Source organism: Pseudomonas sp. S3_A03, from assembly GCF_054668275.1.
Map to the genome: position 1 here is coordinate 1,460,327 of NZ_CP162753.1, position 15,808 is coordinate 1,476,134.

A 15,808-nucleotide genomic window follows, 5' to 3' on the forward strand; every position below is an offset into this window, starting at 1 on the left:
TTTCATCGGCAAGGGAGATCGACTGTGGGAGCAAGCAGGCTCCCTCCCACCGTCTTGACCTCACTCTCAGTGTTGGGTCAGTTGAGTCCAGAGCGCCGGCGCACCCGCCGACTTTGCAATCGCTTCCAACCGTGCCGCGTGCTCGGCCAGGTCCTGCTCACTGGCACGAATGATGGGCGTCGGCTTGCGATCGGCCGGCAAACGACGGATTTCCGAAGGACGGTTGCCCGAGCCTTCCGCCGAACCCGCGCCGTCGGAGGCATTACCGGCCAGGGACAGGCTGGTCTGCCCGCCGGTCATGGTCAGGTAAACGTCGGCGAGAATCTCGGAGTCGAGCAAGGCGCCGTGGAGTTCACGGCCGGAGTTGTCGACGCCATAACGCTTGCACAAGGCATCGAGGCTGTTGCGTTGGCCTGGGTGACGTTCACGGGCCATCATCAAGGTATCGAGGATCGAGCAGTGCTTGGAGATATCCGCGCGATCGGTCTGCCCCATCAGGGCAAATTCGTTATTGATGAAGCCGACGTCGAACGCCGCGTTATGGATGATCAACTGGGCGCCGTTGATGAATTCGAAGAACTCATCGGCCACTTCGGCAAAACGCGGCTTGCCCTTGAGGAATTCGTCGGTGATGCCGTGGACGCCGATCGCGCCTTCGTCACTGTCGCGGTCCGGTTGCAGGTAAACGTGGAAATGGCGCCCGGTGAGGCGCCGACCCATGAGTTCAACACAGCCGATTTCAATGATCCGGTGGCCGTCGGTCACCGGCATGCCGGTGGTTTCGGTATCGAGTACAACAGATCGGATGGCCATCAGGGTTCAGCTCTCAACGGTGTGGTGTGCAGTGTGGTGTGCGTCAAAGGGCGCGATGTTAACACGTCAGCCGACGTCAGCTCTGCTTGTAGCCCCGCACTTCGTCCACGCCACGGTTGGCGAGTTGGTCGGCGCGTTCGTTGCCGGGATGGCCGATGTGGCCGCGCACCCACTTCCAGGTGATGTCATGGCGATTACATTGTTCATCGAGCAACTGCCACAGGTCGGCATTTTTGACCGGTTCCTTGGCTGCGGTTTTCCAGCCGCGCTTCTTCCAATTGACCATCCACTCGTTGATGCCCTTCATCACATATTGCGAGTCGGTCACCAGCAGTACGCTACAGCGACGCTTGAGTTCTTCCAGGCCGCGAATGGCGCCCATCAGCTCCATGCGGTTGTTGGTGGTATTGGCTTCGCCGCCCCACAGTTCCTTCTCGACGCCCTTGCATACCAGCAAGGCGCCCCAGCCGCCAGGGCCGGGGTTGCCCTTGCAGGCGCCGTCGGTGAAGAGTTCAACGCTATCGGTCATCGGTTACATCCATCAAAGCAGGCAGGTCTGAAATCAGAAAGAGGTTTACGGTTGGCTTTGCTTGCGGTTGACCTTGGCCATCGGCATCGGCACCAGCTTGCCCATGGGCTGGCGCGCGACCTGGCGCACCGGCCGCAGCCCGACCACGATCTTGCGCGCCACCAACAGATAGAAGCCGCCGCCCGACAGCTGCCAGGCGCCAGCGCGGCGTTCCCAGCCGGCCAGGCGGCCCTGCCACGTGGTCGAGGCAAGCGGCGGACGATAGCACCCGAAGCGGCGTTTCTCCAGCGCGAAGCCCAGCAGGTTCAACCAGTCCGCTACCCGCGACGGCGCGATGCAGCGCGCCCGACGCAAGCCATCATGGGCGAACACGCGGCGCAGGCCCCAGGAACTCCAGGGGTTGATGCCAACAATCAGCAAATGGCCACCCGGCCGGACGCTGCTCGCCGCTTCGCGCAGCAAACCGTGGGGCGACAAGCAGAAGTCCAGGCCATGCTGCAACACCACCACGTCGGCCGCATGCTCGCTCAAAGGCCAGGCCTGTTCTTCACAGACGATCTCCACCCCCGGCAATGGCGCTCCCAGGCGCACATTGCGTTGCACCTGCGGCGCAGAGGGCGGCGTTTGCGCGGAAGGGCCGTAATGCACCAGGTAACCGCCAAAGAAACGCTCCAGCTCGTCTTCGAGCATGCGGCGTTCTTCGTCCAACAGAAATTGCCCGACAGGCCCGGACAGCCATTCACGGGCCGCACCGATGAGGGCCAGCCACTCAGGATCGGCCTGGGCGAACGCTTTATCAGTCATTGCATTCTCCAACTCGCCTAGACGTTCTAAGATGCACCAATGTATTCAGCTTGGCGAATCGAAGAATGATACAGATCAGTGCCCTGCCCGCCTTCACCGATAACTACATCTGGTTGTTACGCAACCCTGCCACCCAACGCTGCGCCGTCGTCGACCCCGGCGATGCCGCGCCGGTGCTTGCCTGGCTGAAACAAAACCCCGAGTGGGCTCTCAGCGACATCCTGATCACTCACCACCACCATGACCACGTCGGCGGTGTCGAACAGCTGAAAAAGGCCTCCGGCGCCACGGTCTACGGCCCGGCCAACGAACAGATCCCGGCGCGGGACGTCGCCCTGCAGGACAACGATCGCCTCTCGGTGCTCGGCTGGAACTTCGACGTATATAGCGTGCCCGGACACACCCTCGGTCATATCGCCTTCTATCACCAGGGCGTGCTGTTTTGCGGCGACACCCTGTTCGCCGCCGGCTGCGGCCGCCTGTTCGAGGGCACGCCGCAGCAGATGCACACCTCCCTTGAGCGTCTGGCCGCGCTGCCCGCCGACACGTTGGTGTACTGCACCCACGAATACACACAAAGTAACCTCAAGTTTGCCCAAGCGGTGGAACCGCACAATGCCGATATCGCCGAGCGCGTCGAAAACGTGCGCCAATTAAGGGCTCGCGGCGAAATGACGCTGCCCTCCACACTGGCCCTGGAATTGCGTACCAACCCCTTTTTACGTACCACCGAAACATCTGTTAAACAAAAAGCGGACGAACGGAATGGGCGCGACAACCGCGCTGGGGCCGAGGTGTTTGCTAGCTTGAGGGCATGGAAAGATACGTTCTAACGGGACGCAATCTGATACGTAATTTCTGAATGGTTGACCGGAACCGAAGCGCTTTCTAGAATCGCCCGACATTTTTGCCCGGAACTTACTTCCAGCCAATGTCGTCATCTATTCGTAAATCCAACCATTCAGACGCATTGACCCGCCTGGCTCAAGCTGTGGCGGTGGGCGTCTGCGCAACGCTGGCGGGCTGCCAATCGACAAATTTCGCCGCACAATCCACCGTGCAACCCAAACCGAATCTTGCCGCCAAGATCAAGCAAAAACCCATCTGGCTCTCAGAGAAGCCCACCCCGAAGTGCCCCAGGATGTCTGGGAACGCATGCGCCGGGGTTTTCAATTGCAGGACAACCTCGGCGTCAACCCACGCATCGAGCAACAGCGCCTGTGGTTCGCCAGCAACCCGTCGTTCCTGGAAAACGCAGGGGAACGCGGCAGTCTCTACATCCATTACATCGTCGAACGCCTTGAAGAACGCAACATGCCCCTGGAGCTGGCACTGCTGCCGGTGATCGAAAGTGCCTACAACCCAATGGCCTATTCGCGCAGCGATGCGGTCGGCCTGTGGCAATTCATCCCGTCCACCGGGCGCTACTTCAACCTGCGCCAGACCCGCGCCTACGACGGCCGCCGCGATATCACCGCCTCCACCACCGCCGCCCTGGACTACCTGACCCGTCTGCACGATATGTTCAACGGTGACTGGCTACTGGCGCTGGCTGCCTATAACGCCGGCGAGGGTACGGTGAGCCGGGCCATCGAGCGCAACGAAAAGCTCGGCCTGCCTACCGACTACTGGAACCTGCCCCTGCCCCAGGAAACCAAGGACTACGTGCCCAAGTTCCTGGCGCTGTCCCAAGTGGTGTTGGCGCCCGAGGCCTACGGCGTCAACCTGAACCCGATTGCCAACACGCCGTACTTCGAAGTGGTTGAAGTCAAGCAAAGCATGGACTTGTCCAGGGTCGCCGCGCTGGCGGAAATCGATGAGGACGAACTGTTCCAGCTCAACCCGGCCCTGAAACAACGCACCACCCTGGATGGCCCGCAGCATCTGTTGGTACCCAGTTCCAAGGCACAATTGCTCACCAGCACGCTGTCGACGATGAAGCCGGAAGAATTGCTGGCCATGCGCCCGAAAAAACAGGTGTTCGACGAAGTCCGAGACCGCACGTGTGGCCGGGCGTACCCGTAGCTACAAAGTGCGCAACGGCGACAACCTCACGCTGATCGCCAAGGCCAACAAGGTCGACGTGCATGACCTGCAACGCTGGAACCAGCTCAACGGCCAGGCACTCAAGGTCGGCCAGACCCTGGTGATGCAGGACACGCGCCGCGCCGCGGCCAGCAGCAAGAAACCGGTGCAGTACAAGGTCAAGAAAGGCGATTCACTGTACATCGTCGCCAAGCGCTTCAACGTCGAGATGCAACATCTCAAGCGTTGGAACCCGCGTACCGGCCAGGCATTGAAGCCGGGCCAGATGCTGGTGGTTTCCGGGCCGCGCTAAGACTTCGAGAACACTGGCGAGCTAATGTGGGAGGGGGCACCCCGATAGCGGTGTATCAGCCAGCGAATCTGGTGACTGACAAACTGCTATCGGGAGCAAGCCCCACATTGGACCTACATCGTCCCACCGGCTTTTTCCAACCGGAACAAGCTGTTACTGTACCGATCACAAAGCCCAAGCCGCCTGGATCGGATCTCTGACTTGAAGCGTCCCCTCCTTCTACTAATAAGTCTGGCCTTGAGCTTTTGCGCGAACGCGACGATTACCGAGAGCCACGGTTATACGCAGTTCGGCGTGCTCAAGTACCCGGCCAAATTCACCCACTTCGATTGGGTTAACCCTGCGGCGCCGAAAGGCGGGACTTTGCGGGTCATGGCATTTGGCACCTTCGATACGCTCAACCCTTACACATTCAAGGGCTCCAGCCCGGTTTCCACGCCCAATTTCCTGCAATACGGCGTGAATGAGCTGAACGAACCGCTGATGGTCGGCACCGGCCAATACGCGCCCTCGGGCGATGAGCCGACGTCCAGTTACGGGCTGATCGCGCAGTCGGTGGAATACAGCGAAGACCGCAGTTGGGTGGTGTTCAACCTGCGCCCGCAAGCACGCTTTCACGACGGCAAGCCGATCACCGCCGATGACGTGGCATTTTCCTATCGCACCCTGCTCACCGAAGGCCATCCGCAGTACCGCACCAACCTTCAGGAAGTGGCGCGGGTGGATGTGCTCAACCGTCACCGCATCCGCTTTGTGTTCAAGCGCGCCGGCAACCCGCTGCTGATCCTGCGCCTGGGCGAGTTGCCGGTACTACCCCAGCACTACTGGAAAAACCGCGACTTCAAGGCCACCACCTTTGAGCCACCGCTGGGCAGCGGGCCGTACCGCATCAGCAAAGTCACCCCCGGCCGGCAGCTGGTGTTCGAACGGGTCAAGGATTATTGGGGCAAGGACCTGCCAGTCAACCAGGGCTTCTACAATTACGACAAGGTCGAAGTCGAGTTCTACCGCGACAGCGACGTGGCCTTCGAAGCCTTCAAGGCCGGTGAGTTCGACATTTACATTGAGCACCAGGCCAAAAACTGGGCCAACGGCTACAACTTCCCTGCGGTCAACCGTGGCGAAGTGATCAAGGCGCAGATCGCGCACCAGATCCCCACCCAGAGCCAGGGCCTGTTCATGAACACCCGGCGGCCCACCTTCAGCCAGACCCAGGTGCGCGAAGCCCTGGGCATGATGTTCGACTTCGAGTGGACCAACCGCACCCTGTTCAGCAATGCCTACAAACGCACGTTGAGCTACTACCCCAACAGCGAGTTCTCGGCGACTGGCGTGCCGGTGGGCCATGAATGGCTGATGCTCTCGCCCTACCGCGAGCAACTGCCGGCCAACCTGTTCACCCAGCCGTTCAGCCTGCCCCAGACCGATGGGCGCGGCATTCCTCGCGAAACCATGCGCCGTGCCCTAGCCCTACTGGGCGACGCAGGCTGGAAGCTGTCGGGCCAGCGCCTGGTCAATAAAGAAGGCCAGCCGCTGCGCTTCGAAATATTACTGGTCAACCCGAACCTGGAGCGCATCCTGCAGCCCTACGTCGAGAACCTGATCAGCATCGGCATCGACGCGCGCTTGCGCACCGTCGACCGTGCGCAGTACAAACAACGCCTGGATCAGTTCGACTTCGACATGATCCTGATCACCCTCAACCAAACCTTGAGCCCCGGCCTTGAGCAGTGGCAGTACTTCCACTCCAGCCAGGCCACGATCAAAGGCAGCAAGAACTACGCAGGCATCGCCAACCCCATCGTCGATCACCTGCTGGAACAACTGCTGGCGGCGCAGACCCGCGAACAACAACTGGCCGCCGGGCGCGCCCTGGACCGGGTGCTGCTGTGGCAGCACTACAGCATTCCCAATTGGTACCTCAACTATCATCGCCTGGCGTACCGCAACCGGTTCGCCTTTGTCACCACGCCGCCCTACAGCCTGGGCCTGAGCGCGTGGTGGCTGAAAGCTTCGGAGAAAGCCCAATGATGTATGTGCGCAACGCTCTGATCAGCACCCTCTTGCTGTGCGGCGCGGCCCAAGCGGCCCCGCAGCATGCGCTGACCCTATACAACGAACCGCCCAAATACCCGGCCAATTTCAAGCACACCGATTACGTCAACCCAGACGCCCCCAAGGGCGGTACGTTTCGCGAATCGAGCCTGGCCGGCTTCGACAGCTTCAACCCGTTTATCAGCAAAGGCGTGCCTGCCGACAATATCAGCCTGATCTACGACACCCTGGCCACCCAGAGCCTGGATGAACCCTTCACCGAATACGGCCTGGTGGCCGGCAAAATCGAAAAAGCCCCGGACAACAGCTGGGTGCGCTTTTACCTGCGCCCCGAGGCGCGCTTCCATGACGGCCACCCCATACGCGCCGACGACGTGGTGTTCAGCTTCCAGACCTTGATCAAAGATGGCACCCCGCTGTACCGCACCTATTACGCCGATGTCGACGAAGTGGTCGCCGAGGACCCGTTGCGTGTGCTGTTCAAGTTCAAGCGCACCAACAACCGCGAATTGCCGCTGATCCTCGGCCAACTGCCGGTACTGCCCAAACATTGGTGGGCCACGCGCGACTTCACCAAGGGCAACCTGGAGTTCCCCCTCGGCAGCGGCCCTTATAAAGTGGCGCAGGTCCATGCCGGGCGCTCGGTGCGCTACGAACGGGTCAAGGATTACTGGGGCAAAGACCTGCCGATCAATAAAGGCCTGTACAACTTCGACCAGCGCATCACCGACTACTATCGCGATGCGACCGTGGCCCTGGAAGCGCTCAAGGCCGGGCAGTTCGATTACTGGGCGGAATTCAGCGCGAAGAACTGGGCGAATGCCTACAACGTGCCCGCCGTGACGCAGGGCCGCCTGATCAAGGAAGAGATCCCCAACGGCAACCCCACCGGCATGCAGGGCTTCGTGTTCAACATGCGCAAGCCAATGTTCCAGGATGTGCGCGTGCGCAAGGCCATCAGCCTGTTGCTGGACTTCGAATGGAGCAACAAGCAGCTGTTCAACGGCGCCTACACTCGCACTCGCAGCTATTTTGAAAACTCGGACATGGCCGCCACGGGCTTGCCCGGCCCCGACGAGCTGAAGATTCTCGAACCGCTGCGCGACAAAATCCCGCCGCAGGTGTTCACCGAAGCGTTCGAACCGGCCAAGACCGACGGCAGCGGCATGATCCGCGCCCAGCAGCGCGAGGCGTACCAGTTGTTGCAAGAGGCCGGCTGGAAGATCGTCGATGACAAGATGGTCGACACCACCGGCAAACCGGTCACCATCGAGTTCCTGCTGGCCCAGACCGAGTTCGAGCGCATCCTGCTGCCGTTCAAGCGCAACCTGGCGGACCTGGGCATCGACCTGGTGATCCGCCGGGTGGACGTGTCGCAATTCGTCACACGCCTGCGGTCGCGGGATTTCGACATGCTCGTGGGCAGCTTTCCGCAGTCTTCGTCGCCGGGTAACGAACAGCGCGAATTCTGGACATCCACCAGCGCCGACAAACCCGGCAGCCGCAATTACATGGGCCTCAAAGACCCGGCCGTCGATCAACTGGTGGAACAATTGATCGATTCCGACACCCGCGCCAGCCTGATTGCCCACGCCAAGTCTCTGGACCGCGTGCTGCAATTTGGCTACTACGTGATCCCCAACTGGCACATCAAGACCTTCCGCGTGGCCTATTGGAACAACCTCGGTCATCCAAAAGTGTCACCGCTGTACGACGTTGGCATCTCCACGTGGTGGAGCAAGCCCGACGTGCCCCCCGCAGTGGCCCCAGAACCCCAGACGAGCGCCGACACGGCGAGCGGAGGCGATTAAATGCTGGCCTATATTATTCGCCGCCTGTTGCTGATCATCCCTACGCTGTTCGGGATCCTGTTGATCAACTTTGTGATCATCCAGGCCGCCCCCGGCGGGCCGGTGGAACAGATGATCGCCAAGCTCGAAGGCTTTGACGGCGCCACCAGCCGCATCGCCGGAGGCGGTGCCGAAGTGGCGGTGGCCGGTTCCAGCTACCGCGGCGCCCAGGGCCTGGACCCGGCGCTGATCAAGGAAATCGAAAAAATGTACGGCTTCGACAAATCGGCGCCGGAACGTTTATGGATCATGGTCAAGAATTACGCCCGGCTGGATTTTGGCGACAGCTTCTTTCGTGACGCCAAGGTGATCGACCTGATCAAGGAAAAGATGCCGGTGTCCATCTCCCTCGGGTTATGGAGCACGCTGATCATGTACCTGGTGTCGATCCCCCTGGGCATCGCCAAGGCCACGCGCCATGGCAGCCATTTCGATGTGTGGACCAGTTCGGCGATCATCGTCGGCTATGCGATCCCGGCGTTCCTGTTCGCTATCCTGCTGATCGTGGTGTTTGCCGGCGGCAGTTACTTCGACTGGTTCCCGCTGCGCGGGCTCACGTCCAACAACTTCGACGAACTGAGTTGGGGCGCCAAGATCCTCGACTACTTCTGGCACCTGGCCTTGCCCATCACGGCGCTGGTGATCGGCAATTTCGCAACCATGACGCTGCTCACCAAAAACAGCTTTCTCGACGAGATCAACAAGCAGTACGTGGTCACTGCCAAGGCCAAAGGCCTGACCAACCACCGCGTGCTGTACGGCCATGTATTCCGTAACGCGATGCTGCTGGTGATCGCCGGTTTCCCCTCGGCCTTTATCGGTATTTTCTTCACCGGTTCCTTGCTGGTGGAAGTGATCTTTTCCCTCGACGGCCTGGGCCTGATGAGCTTTGAAGCGGCGATCAACCGCGACTACCCGGTGGTGTTCGGCACGCTGTTTATCTTCACCCTGCTGGGGTTGATCGTGAAACTGATCGGCGACCTCACCTACACCCTGGTCGATCCGCGCATCGACTTCGCCAGCCGGGAGCATTGAGATGAACCTGTCCCCCCTCAATCGTCGCCGCTTCGAACGTTTCAAAGCCAACAAGCGTGGCTGGTGGTCGCTGTGGCTGTTCCTGACGCTGTTCGTACTCAGCCTGGGCGCGGAGCTGATCGCCAACGACAAACCGCTGGTGGTGCACTACGACGGCGGCTGGTATTTCCCGGCGCTCAAGCGCTACCCAGAGACCACTTTCGGCGGCGAATTCCCGTTGGAGGCCAACTATAAGAGCCCGTATATCCGCGAACTGCTCAAGGCCAAGGACGCCTGGACCCTGTGGGCGCCGATCCCGTTCAGCTACCAGAGCATCAACTACGACTTGCGCGTGCCGGCCCCGGCGCCACCTTCTTCGGTGAACCTTCTGGGCACCGATGACCAAGGCCGCGACGTGCTGGCTCGGGTCATCTACGGCTTTCGCGTGTCGGTGTTGTTTGCCCTGACCTTGACCGTGCTCAGCTCGATCATCGGCGTGATCGCCGGGGCCTTGCAGGGCTTTTACGGCGGCTGGGTCGACCTCGCCGGGCAGCGCTTCCTGGAGATCTGGTCCGGCTTGCCGGTGTTGTACCTGCTGATCATCCTCGCCAGTTTTGTGCAGCCCAACTTCTGGTGGCTGCTGGGGATCATGCTGCTGTTCTCATGGATGAGCCTGGTGGACGTGGTGCGCGCCGAGTTCCTGCGCGGGCGCAACCTGGAATACGTGCGCGCGGCACGGGCGCTGGGCATGCAGAACGGCGCGATCATGTTCCGCCATATCCTGCCCAACGCCATGGTCTCGACCATGACCTTCATGCCGTTCATTCTCACCGGCGCCATCGGCACCCTCACCGCCCTGGACTTCTTAGGCTTTGGCTTGCCCGCCGGTTCACCGTCACTGGGCGAACTGGTGGCTCAGGGCAAATCCAACCTGCAAGCGCCGTGGCTGGGCATGAGTGCCTTTGCCGTACTGGCGATCATGTTGAGTTTGCTGGTGTTTATCGGCGAGTCCGCTCGCGATGCGTTCGACCCGAGGAAATGAGATGAATCAGGACAATCTGATCGAAATCCGCGACCTCAGCGTCGAGTTCGTCACCGGCGAGCACGTCCACCGGGTCGTCAATAACGTCAGCTTCGATATCAAGCGCGGCGAAACCCTGGCCCTGGTCGGCGAAAGCGGCTCGGGCAAGTCGGTGACCGCGCATTCGATCCTGCGCCTGCTGCCCTACCCGCTGGCCCGCCACCCCAGCGGCACCCTCTCATACGCTGGGCAAGACCTGCTGACGCTCAAGGAAAAGACCCTGCGGCATATTCGCGGTAACCGCATCGCGATGATCTTCCAGGAGCCGATGACCTCGCTGAACCCGCTGCACTCCATCGAAAAGCAGATCAACGAAGTGCTCGGCCTGCATAAGGGGCTCACCGGCAAAGTCGCGACCCTGCGCACCCTGGAACTGCTGGAACTGGTGGGTATTCCCGAACCGCACAAACGTCTCAAGGCCCTGCCCCATGAGCTTTCCGGTGGCCAGCGCCAGCGAGTGATGATTGCCATGGCGCTGGCCAACGAGCCGGAGCTGCTGATCGCCGACGAGCCGACCACCGCCCTCGACGTGACCGTACAACTGAAGATCCTGGAGCTGCTCAAGGAGTTGCAGGCGCGGCTGGGCATGGCGTTGCTGCTGATCAGTCATGACTTGAACCTGGTACGGCGCGTTGCCCATCGAGTGTGCGTGATGCAACAGGGCTGCATCGTCGAGCAGGCCGACTGCGAGACGTTGTTCCAGTCGCCGCAACACCCTTACACCCAGGAACTGCTGGCGGCCGAACCCAGCGGCGGCCCAGCCGATACCCAGATCGGGCCGCCGGTGCTGGAGGTCGATGACCTGAAAGTCTGGTTCCCGATCAAGAAGGGCTTTTTGCGCAGCACCGTCGACTACGTCAAGGCGGTGGACGGCATCAACTTCAGCCTGCCCCAGGGGCAGACCCTGGGCATCGTCGGCGAGAGTGGCTCGGGCAAATCCACCCTGGGCCTGGCGATCTTGCGCCTGATCGGCAGTAAAGGCGGGATCCGCTTCGAAGGTCAGCAACTGGACCGCCTGACCCAGCAACAGGTACGCCCCCTGCGCCGGGAAATGCAGGTGGTGTTCCAGGACCCGTTCGGCAGCCTCAGCCCGCGCATGTGCGTCAGCGAGATCGTCGGCGAGGGCCTGCGCATTCACCAGATGGGCACCCCGGCCGAACAGGAAGCGGCGATCATTGCCGCGCTCAAGGAAGTGGGCCTGGACCCGCAATCCCGGCACCGTTACCCGCATGAATTTTCCGGCGGCCAGCGCCAGCGCATCGCCATCGCCCGCGCGTTGGTGCTCAAGCCGCGCCTGATCCTGCTCGACGAGCCCACCTCGGCGCTGGACCGCACGGTACAACGCCAGGTGGTCGAATTGCTGCGCAGCCTGCAGGTCAAGTACAACCTGACCTATCTGTTTATCAGCCACGATCTGGCGGTGGTGAAGGCGCTGAGTCACCAGTTGATGGTGGTCAAGCATGGGCAGGTGGTGGAGCAAGGCGACGCGCGGACCATTTTTGCTGACCCACAGCATGCGTATACGCGGCAATTGCTGGAGGCGGCGTTTCTGGCACCCACCGGATGAAACGGCGGGAGGAGCCTGGCCCTGGCTGTTGACCCGCCTGCTCTCGCTCCCGACGGGCCGCGCATTGCCCGCGCCAACTCAGCCGGTAGAAATTGCCGCGCAGTCACTTCTGGGCCAATGGGCCGACACCTTCTGCAAAGCGATCAACCAGACAGCCTGGCGCTTTATCGTGCGAATGTGCGTCTGGTGTCCAACTCCAGGCTGGCCACCCGTCTCAAGCAAGGCGCGCATCTGGTGCAGACGCTTATGGATGAAAACGACCCCCGAGTCTTCAAACACACCGGCAACCGGGTATTTCGACCATCAACCGAAGGTCATCTATGTCATGGCGCCCGACTACGCATACCGGCGCAAAACCCTCATGCCTGTCGCCTCCGATACGCGCTGGTCGCGGCTGGCGCTGCTCGGCGAACACCTGGCGCTCGACATCTACGCCGATCAAAGCCTCAGCGTGTTGAGTGCATTGCAGGCCTACGCCATCAAGCGCCCGCGCAGCCAGATGCAGATCCGCGCGCTGGTCAAACGCCTGCGCCAATGGCCAGCTCCGGCGACGCCTGTCGTGCTGCCCACCGCGCGTTCGTTTAAAGAGCTGTACCGCTATCGACAGCATGTCGGTTATGGCCGGCGAACTGGATGCCACCTCCAAACACTGGCACTCCTCGGACAGGGCTATCAAATACCGGGAAATGGCCAAGCGGTTTCATTTGTTGGGGCAGATCAATACGCTGTTTTCCAACGCGTTCAATCAGAAACTCGAACAGTTGAAAGCCGCTTACAGGGAATCCCTCTGTCAGGGCATGTCTCACCTGCCCCTGCGTTGGCGTGAAGCGCTGGAATACGGTTACGTGCAGTTTTTCCGCTTGAAAATGCGCGGCTCGGGGCCCGGCGATCCCTCCACTGTGGGCCGATATGGCGTGCTGGTGTACGTCTCGTATTACAGCGACAGCGCCTTCTATGAGTTCTTCCCCAGACGCCTATTGATCCGCAAACGAGCCGACCTCGACTACACACAACTCCTGCACGCCGTCGACACCGTCACCAACCAACCGTGGATGCGCTTCGACTGGCCAGCCTATGCATTCGGCTCCGAGCCGGCCGAATGGGCGCAGACTTCAGCGATAACCGATCTGTTGATCGACAACCTTGGCCACGAACTGGGTGAAATCGCCGACCCGCCACCCCTGGATGCCGCAGGGCGACGCGTGCCACGGACCTTTGACTCCCCGCGCTCCCATGCCCTGGCGAATGTCATCTTGGAGCAGCATATGTTGCTCGACAGCCTGGCCTTACAAGCAAAAGCCAAGCAACCGCTCACCCTGCAAGAAGCGGTCAGCGGCAGTGCCCCCTGGGCCGATTACCTGCGCAACGCAGCGCTTGAGCCCGACTGATACTTGAACAATCACGGTTTTTATATAAGGCTGGCTGTCCGCTCATCGCCTGGACGCCCCGCTCATGACCGCCGCCACCGCACCGCTTTTCTGGCGTGACCCTGCGCTGGCTTTTGTCGAAGCACGGACCATTGCCGACGGGCGCAACGTGACTTACACCCGGCATGCCCATGAGCATTTTTCCATCGGGGCAATCACTCGGGGGCGCAGCTATTACCACCATGGCACCCAGACGTTCGAGATCAGCGCCGGCACGCTGGTATTGATGAACCCAGGCGATGTGCATGCCTGCAACCCCATCGAAAACGAGCATTGGTCCTACCACATGCTCTATCTCGACACGGCCTGGCTGACCGACCTGCAATACCAACTGGGTTTCAGCACCGAGCAGGGCTACCGCCCGTTCAACACCCCCCATACCCGCGACCCGCTGTTGTACAACGGCTTGCTGGAGCTCTATCGGATGCTGGTGGATGAGCAGGCTGAACTCCTGCAAAAACAGAGCGCGCTGGTGAGTTATTTCAGCGAGCTCCAGGAGCGTCTGAACCCGTCGCCTGCGCCCGTGCGGGAGGTCAACCACAAGCTGGAGCGGGCCGCCTGTTACATCCGCGAGCACTGCACTCAGGCGCTGAAACTGGAAGACATCTGCCTGGCGGCCGAGCTGTCGCCGTCTTACCTGATCCGCGCCTTCAAACAGTATTACGGGCTTACACCCCATGCTTTCCTGGTGAACCAGCGTATCCAGTTTGCCCGCAGCCAACTGCGCCAGGGCGAGTTGATCGCCGAGGTGGCGCTGGCCGCCGGCTTTGCCGACCAGGCGCACTTCCAGCGCACCTTCAAACAACACGTCGCCGCCACGCCGGGGCAATATCGCGACCGGCTCAAGCCATCAGCAAATACCCCACACTGGCCACCAGCAACGCGGCCATTGAACGGTTGAACAACCGCACACCCTTCGGGTTGCTCAGGTAACGACGCAGAAAGGTCCCGGCGTAGGCCCAGCACGCCACCGACCAGTAGCAGATCACCAGGTAGAGGCCAGCAAACAACCAGACTTGTGCCGCATCGCCATCGGCGACAAACAAGCCCATCCCCGCCACACACGCCAGCCACGCCTTGGGGTTGAGCCACTGCATGATCGCGCCATAGAGCATCGACGGCGCGGTGGCGCTGCCATCGGCATCCAACTGGCCATTGTCCGCGGCCAGTTTCCAGGCCATATACAGCAAAAAGGCGACCCCGCCCCACTGGATCAATTGGGTCAGGAGGGGCCAGCGCACCAGCACTTCATGCAGGCCCAGGCCGATCAACACCAGCAGCAGGGTAAAGCCGACGGCGGCGCCGAATACGTGTTTTTGGCTGGCGACAAAACCGAAGCGGGCGCCGGAACTCAGCGCCACCACATTGACCGGTCCCGGGGTGATGGAGGTGGCCAGTGCGAAGGCGGCCATGGAGATGATCAAGCTCATTGGGGTTACCTTTTTTTATGAGGAGCGTAAAGAGGTCACCACGGTATAGGGCTAGGCTGGAAGGGTATTGAACAAAATTGCCCTGGGTTAGGTTGACGAGTCTGTCGACGGAGTACGGGGCGTTTTTCGAGCGAGAGAGCTTGTTTGCGTGGCGGCTTTAGGGCCGACCATGTACTTGGGTTGGGGTGAGTACATATCCGTTGCTGCGGTAACGGCGGCTATGGGGTTCCGCTCTTACAGCGGGTCACTTTTGGAAAAGCGCCAAAAGTAACCAAAAACGCTTCGCCCCACCACTCGGCACCTCGCCTAGGCTCGGTGTGCCCGTAATCCGACAGTGATTTGGGGGGCCGCCGCCACGCGCCATCCATGGCGCGGGGCGGCTAAACCGGCATCCCTGCCGGTTTACCCCCCAAATCACTGTCGAATTCCGGCCAGCGTGGTTAACGGGGCGCTCCAGATCAAAAACAAAGCGAGGCGGCCTTAGAGCCGACCTGATCAGTGAAGCGTACGCGGTGCCGCTTCTACTTCCTCAGCCGCTGACGAAGTCAGCAATCTTTTGATCTGGCTTTTGCTTTTGATCTTGATCTCAGGCGCCCCGTTAAACACGCTGGCCGAACGCAGGCTTGAATCCGTGGGTAACCCGGCAGGACGCCGGGTTAGCCGCCCCGCGCCATGGATGGCGCGTGGCGGCGGCCCACGGATTCAAGCCGGAGTGAGGGCACACCGAGCCTAAGCGAGGTGCCGAGTGTTGGGGCAAGAGCCCTTTTGGTTACTTTTGGGGCTCTTTTCCAAAAGTGACCCGCCGTAAGGGCGGAACCCATAGCCGCCGCGACCGCAGCAACGGATATGTACTCAGACCAAGGCTGATCCGCCGCCATTGATCGACCACCGACGCCCCCA

Annotated in this window: 13 protein-coding genes and 1 pseudogene; 10 read left to right on the forward strand and 4 right to left on the reverse strand. The window is 61.1% G+C overall.

All coding sequences use genetic code 11. The features are described 5' to 3' along the window. Positions 1–66 precede the first annotated feature (66 nt). From dnaQ to AB4O25_RS06385, 3 genes are all read right to left on the reverse strand, one after another. A complete protein-coding gene (gene dnaQ / locus AB4O25_RS06375) occupies positions 67–807 on the reverse strand; it encodes a DNA polymerase III subunit epsilon (RefSeq protein WP_175404218.1) in 741 nt (246 codons plus the stop codon). 82 nt (positions 808–889) lie between these two features. Further along, the gene (rnhA, locus tag AB4O25_RS06380; protein ID WP_017528573.1) at positions 890–1,342 is read right to left on the reverse strand and encodes a ribonuclease HI; all 453 of its coding nucleotides are present in this window, start codon (positions 1,340–1,342) and stop codon (positions 890–892) included. Positions 1,343–1,387: 45 nt separating this feature from the next. Continuing rightward, complete coding sequence (locus AB4O25_RS06385) at positions 1,388–2,146, reverse strand: class I SAM-dependent methyltransferase (RefSeq protein ID WP_017528574.1); 759 nt, start codon at positions 2,144–2,146, stop codon at positions 1,388–1,390. A gap of 65 nt (positions 2,147–2,211) precedes the next feature. Here AB4O25_RS06385 and gloB point away from each other — a divergent pair, with 65 nt between their 5' ends. The 10 genes and pseudogenes from gloB to AB4O25_RS06435 all read left to right on the forward strand — a co-directional run bounded on the left by gloB (position 2,212) and on the right by AB4O25_RS06435 (position 14,379). Continuing rightward, positions 2,212–2,979 carry a hydroxyacylglutathione hydrolase gene (gene gloB / locus AB4O25_RS06390; protein ID WP_017528575.1) on the forward strand — a complete coding sequence of 256 codons (768 nt, stop codon included), beginning with the start codon at positions 2,212–2,214 and terminating at the stop codon, positions 2,977–2,979. A gap of 98 nt (positions 2,980–3,077) precedes the next feature. Beyond that, positions 3,078–4,484: pseudogene (locus tag AB4O25_RS06395) on the forward strand (lytic transglycosylase domain-containing protein). Positions 4,485–4,685: 201 nt separating this feature from the next. After that, complete coding sequence (locus tag AB4O25_RS06400; protein WP_460150664.1) at positions 4,686–6,515, forward strand: extracellular solute-binding protein; 1,830 nt, start codon at positions 4,686–4,688, stop codon at positions 6,513–6,515. Then, positions 6,512–8,350 (forward strand): extracellular solute-binding protein, encoded by a 1,839-nt coding sequence (locus tag AB4O25_RS06405; protein ID WP_065878849.1) that lies wholly within the window; start codon positions 6,512–6,514, stop codon positions 8,348–8,350. The genes AB4O25_RS06400 and AB4O25_RS06405 overlap by 4 nt, the downstream gene beginning before the upstream one ends. After that, positions 8,351–9,424, forward strand: coding sequence for a microcin C ABC transporter permease YejB (locus AB4O25_RS06410; protein ID WP_017528579.1), 1,074 nt, complete (start codon positions 8,351–8,353; stop codon positions 9,422–9,424). Between the two features lies 1 nt (position 9,425). Next, the gene (locus AB4O25_RS06415) at positions 9,426–10,445 is read left to right on the forward strand and encodes an ABC transporter permease (RefSeq protein ID WP_065878847.1); all 1,020 of its coding nucleotides are present in this window, start codon (positions 9,426–9,428) and stop codon (positions 10,443–10,445) included. A gap of 1 nt (position 10,446) precedes the next feature. Further along, positions 10,447–12,051 carry an ABC transporter ATP-binding protein gene (locus tag AB4O25_RS06420; protein ID WP_017528581.1) on the forward strand — a complete coding sequence of 535 codons (1,605 nt, stop codon included), beginning with the start codon at positions 10,447–10,449 and terminating at the stop codon, positions 12,049–12,051. 28 nt (positions 12,052–12,079) lie between these two features. Continuing rightward, positions 12,080–12,877 (forward strand): hypothetical protein, encoded by a 798-nt coding sequence (locus AB4O25_RS06425; protein WP_460150665.1) that lies wholly within the window; start codon positions 12,080–12,082, stop codon positions 12,875–12,877. Beyond that, positions 12,849–13,439, forward strand: coding sequence for a hypothetical protein (locus AB4O25_RS06430; RefSeq protein WP_217855101.1), 591 nt, complete (start codon positions 12,849–12,851; stop codon positions 13,437–13,439). Before AB4O25_RS06425 ends, AB4O25_RS06430 begins: the two co-directional genes overlap by 29 nt. A gap of 64 nt (positions 13,440–13,503) precedes the next feature. Next, positions 13,504–14,379, forward strand: a complete 876-nt coding sequence (locus tag AB4O25_RS06435; RefSeq protein WP_065878841.1) for an AraC family transcriptional regulator — start codon at positions 13,504–13,506, stop codon at positions 14,377–14,379. Here the strand turns inward: AB4O25_RS06435 and AB4O25_RS06440 are convergent. Then, entirely contained in the window at positions 14,321–14,908 is a 588-nt protein-coding gene (locus AB4O25_RS06440; RefSeq protein WP_017528584.1) for a LysE family translocator, read from the reverse strand. The two genes, AB4O25_RS06435 and AB4O25_RS06440, sit on opposite strands and share 59 nt — an antisense overlap. Between the last annotated feature and the right edge of the window lie 900 nt (positions 14,909–15,808).

What these genes read in the sequence shown, in the direction of transcription:
- rnhA (WP_017528573.1), bottom strand. Translation starts at nt 1,342, where the DNA reads ATGACCGATAGCGTTGAACTCTTCACCGACGGCGCCTGCAAGGGCAAC.
- AB4O25_RS06385 (WP_017528574.1), bottom strand. Translation starts at nt 2,146, where the DNA reads ATGACTGATAAAGCGTTCGCCCAGGCCGATCCTGAGTGGCTGGCCCTC.
- gloB (WP_017528575.1), top strand. Translation starts at nt 2,212, where the DNA reads ATGATACAGATCAGTGCCCTGCCCGCCTTCACCGATAACTACATCTGG.
- AB4O25_RS06405 (WP_065878849.1), top strand. Translation starts at nt 6,512, where the DNA reads ATGATGTATGTGCGCAACGCTCTGATCAGCACCCTCTTGCTGTGCGGC.
- AB4O25_RS06410 (WP_017528579.1), top strand. Translation starts at nt 8,351, where the DNA reads ATGCTGGCCTATATTATTCGCCGCCTGTTGCTGATCATCCCTACGCTG.
- AB4O25_RS06415 (WP_065878847.1), top strand. Translation starts at nt 9,426, where the DNA reads ATGAACCTGTCCCCCCTCAATCGTCGCCGCTTCGAACGTTTCAAAGCC.
- AB4O25_RS06420 (WP_017528581.1), top strand. Translation starts at nt 10,447, where the DNA reads ATGAATCAGGACAATCTGATCGAAATCCGCGACCTCAGCGTCGAGTTC.
- AB4O25_RS06430 (WP_217855101.1), top strand. Translation starts at nt 12,849, where the DNA reads ATGTCTCACCTGCCCCTGCGTTGGCGTGAAGCGCTGGAATACGGTTAC.
- AB4O25_RS06435 (WP_065878841.1), top strand. Translation starts at nt 13,504, where the DNA reads ATGACCGCCGCCACCGCACCGCTTTTCTGGCGTGACCCTGCGCTGGCT.
- AB4O25_RS06440 (WP_017528584.1), bottom strand. Translation starts at nt 14,908, where the DNA reads ATGAGCTTGATCATCTCCATGGCCGCCTTCGCACTGGCCACCTCCATC.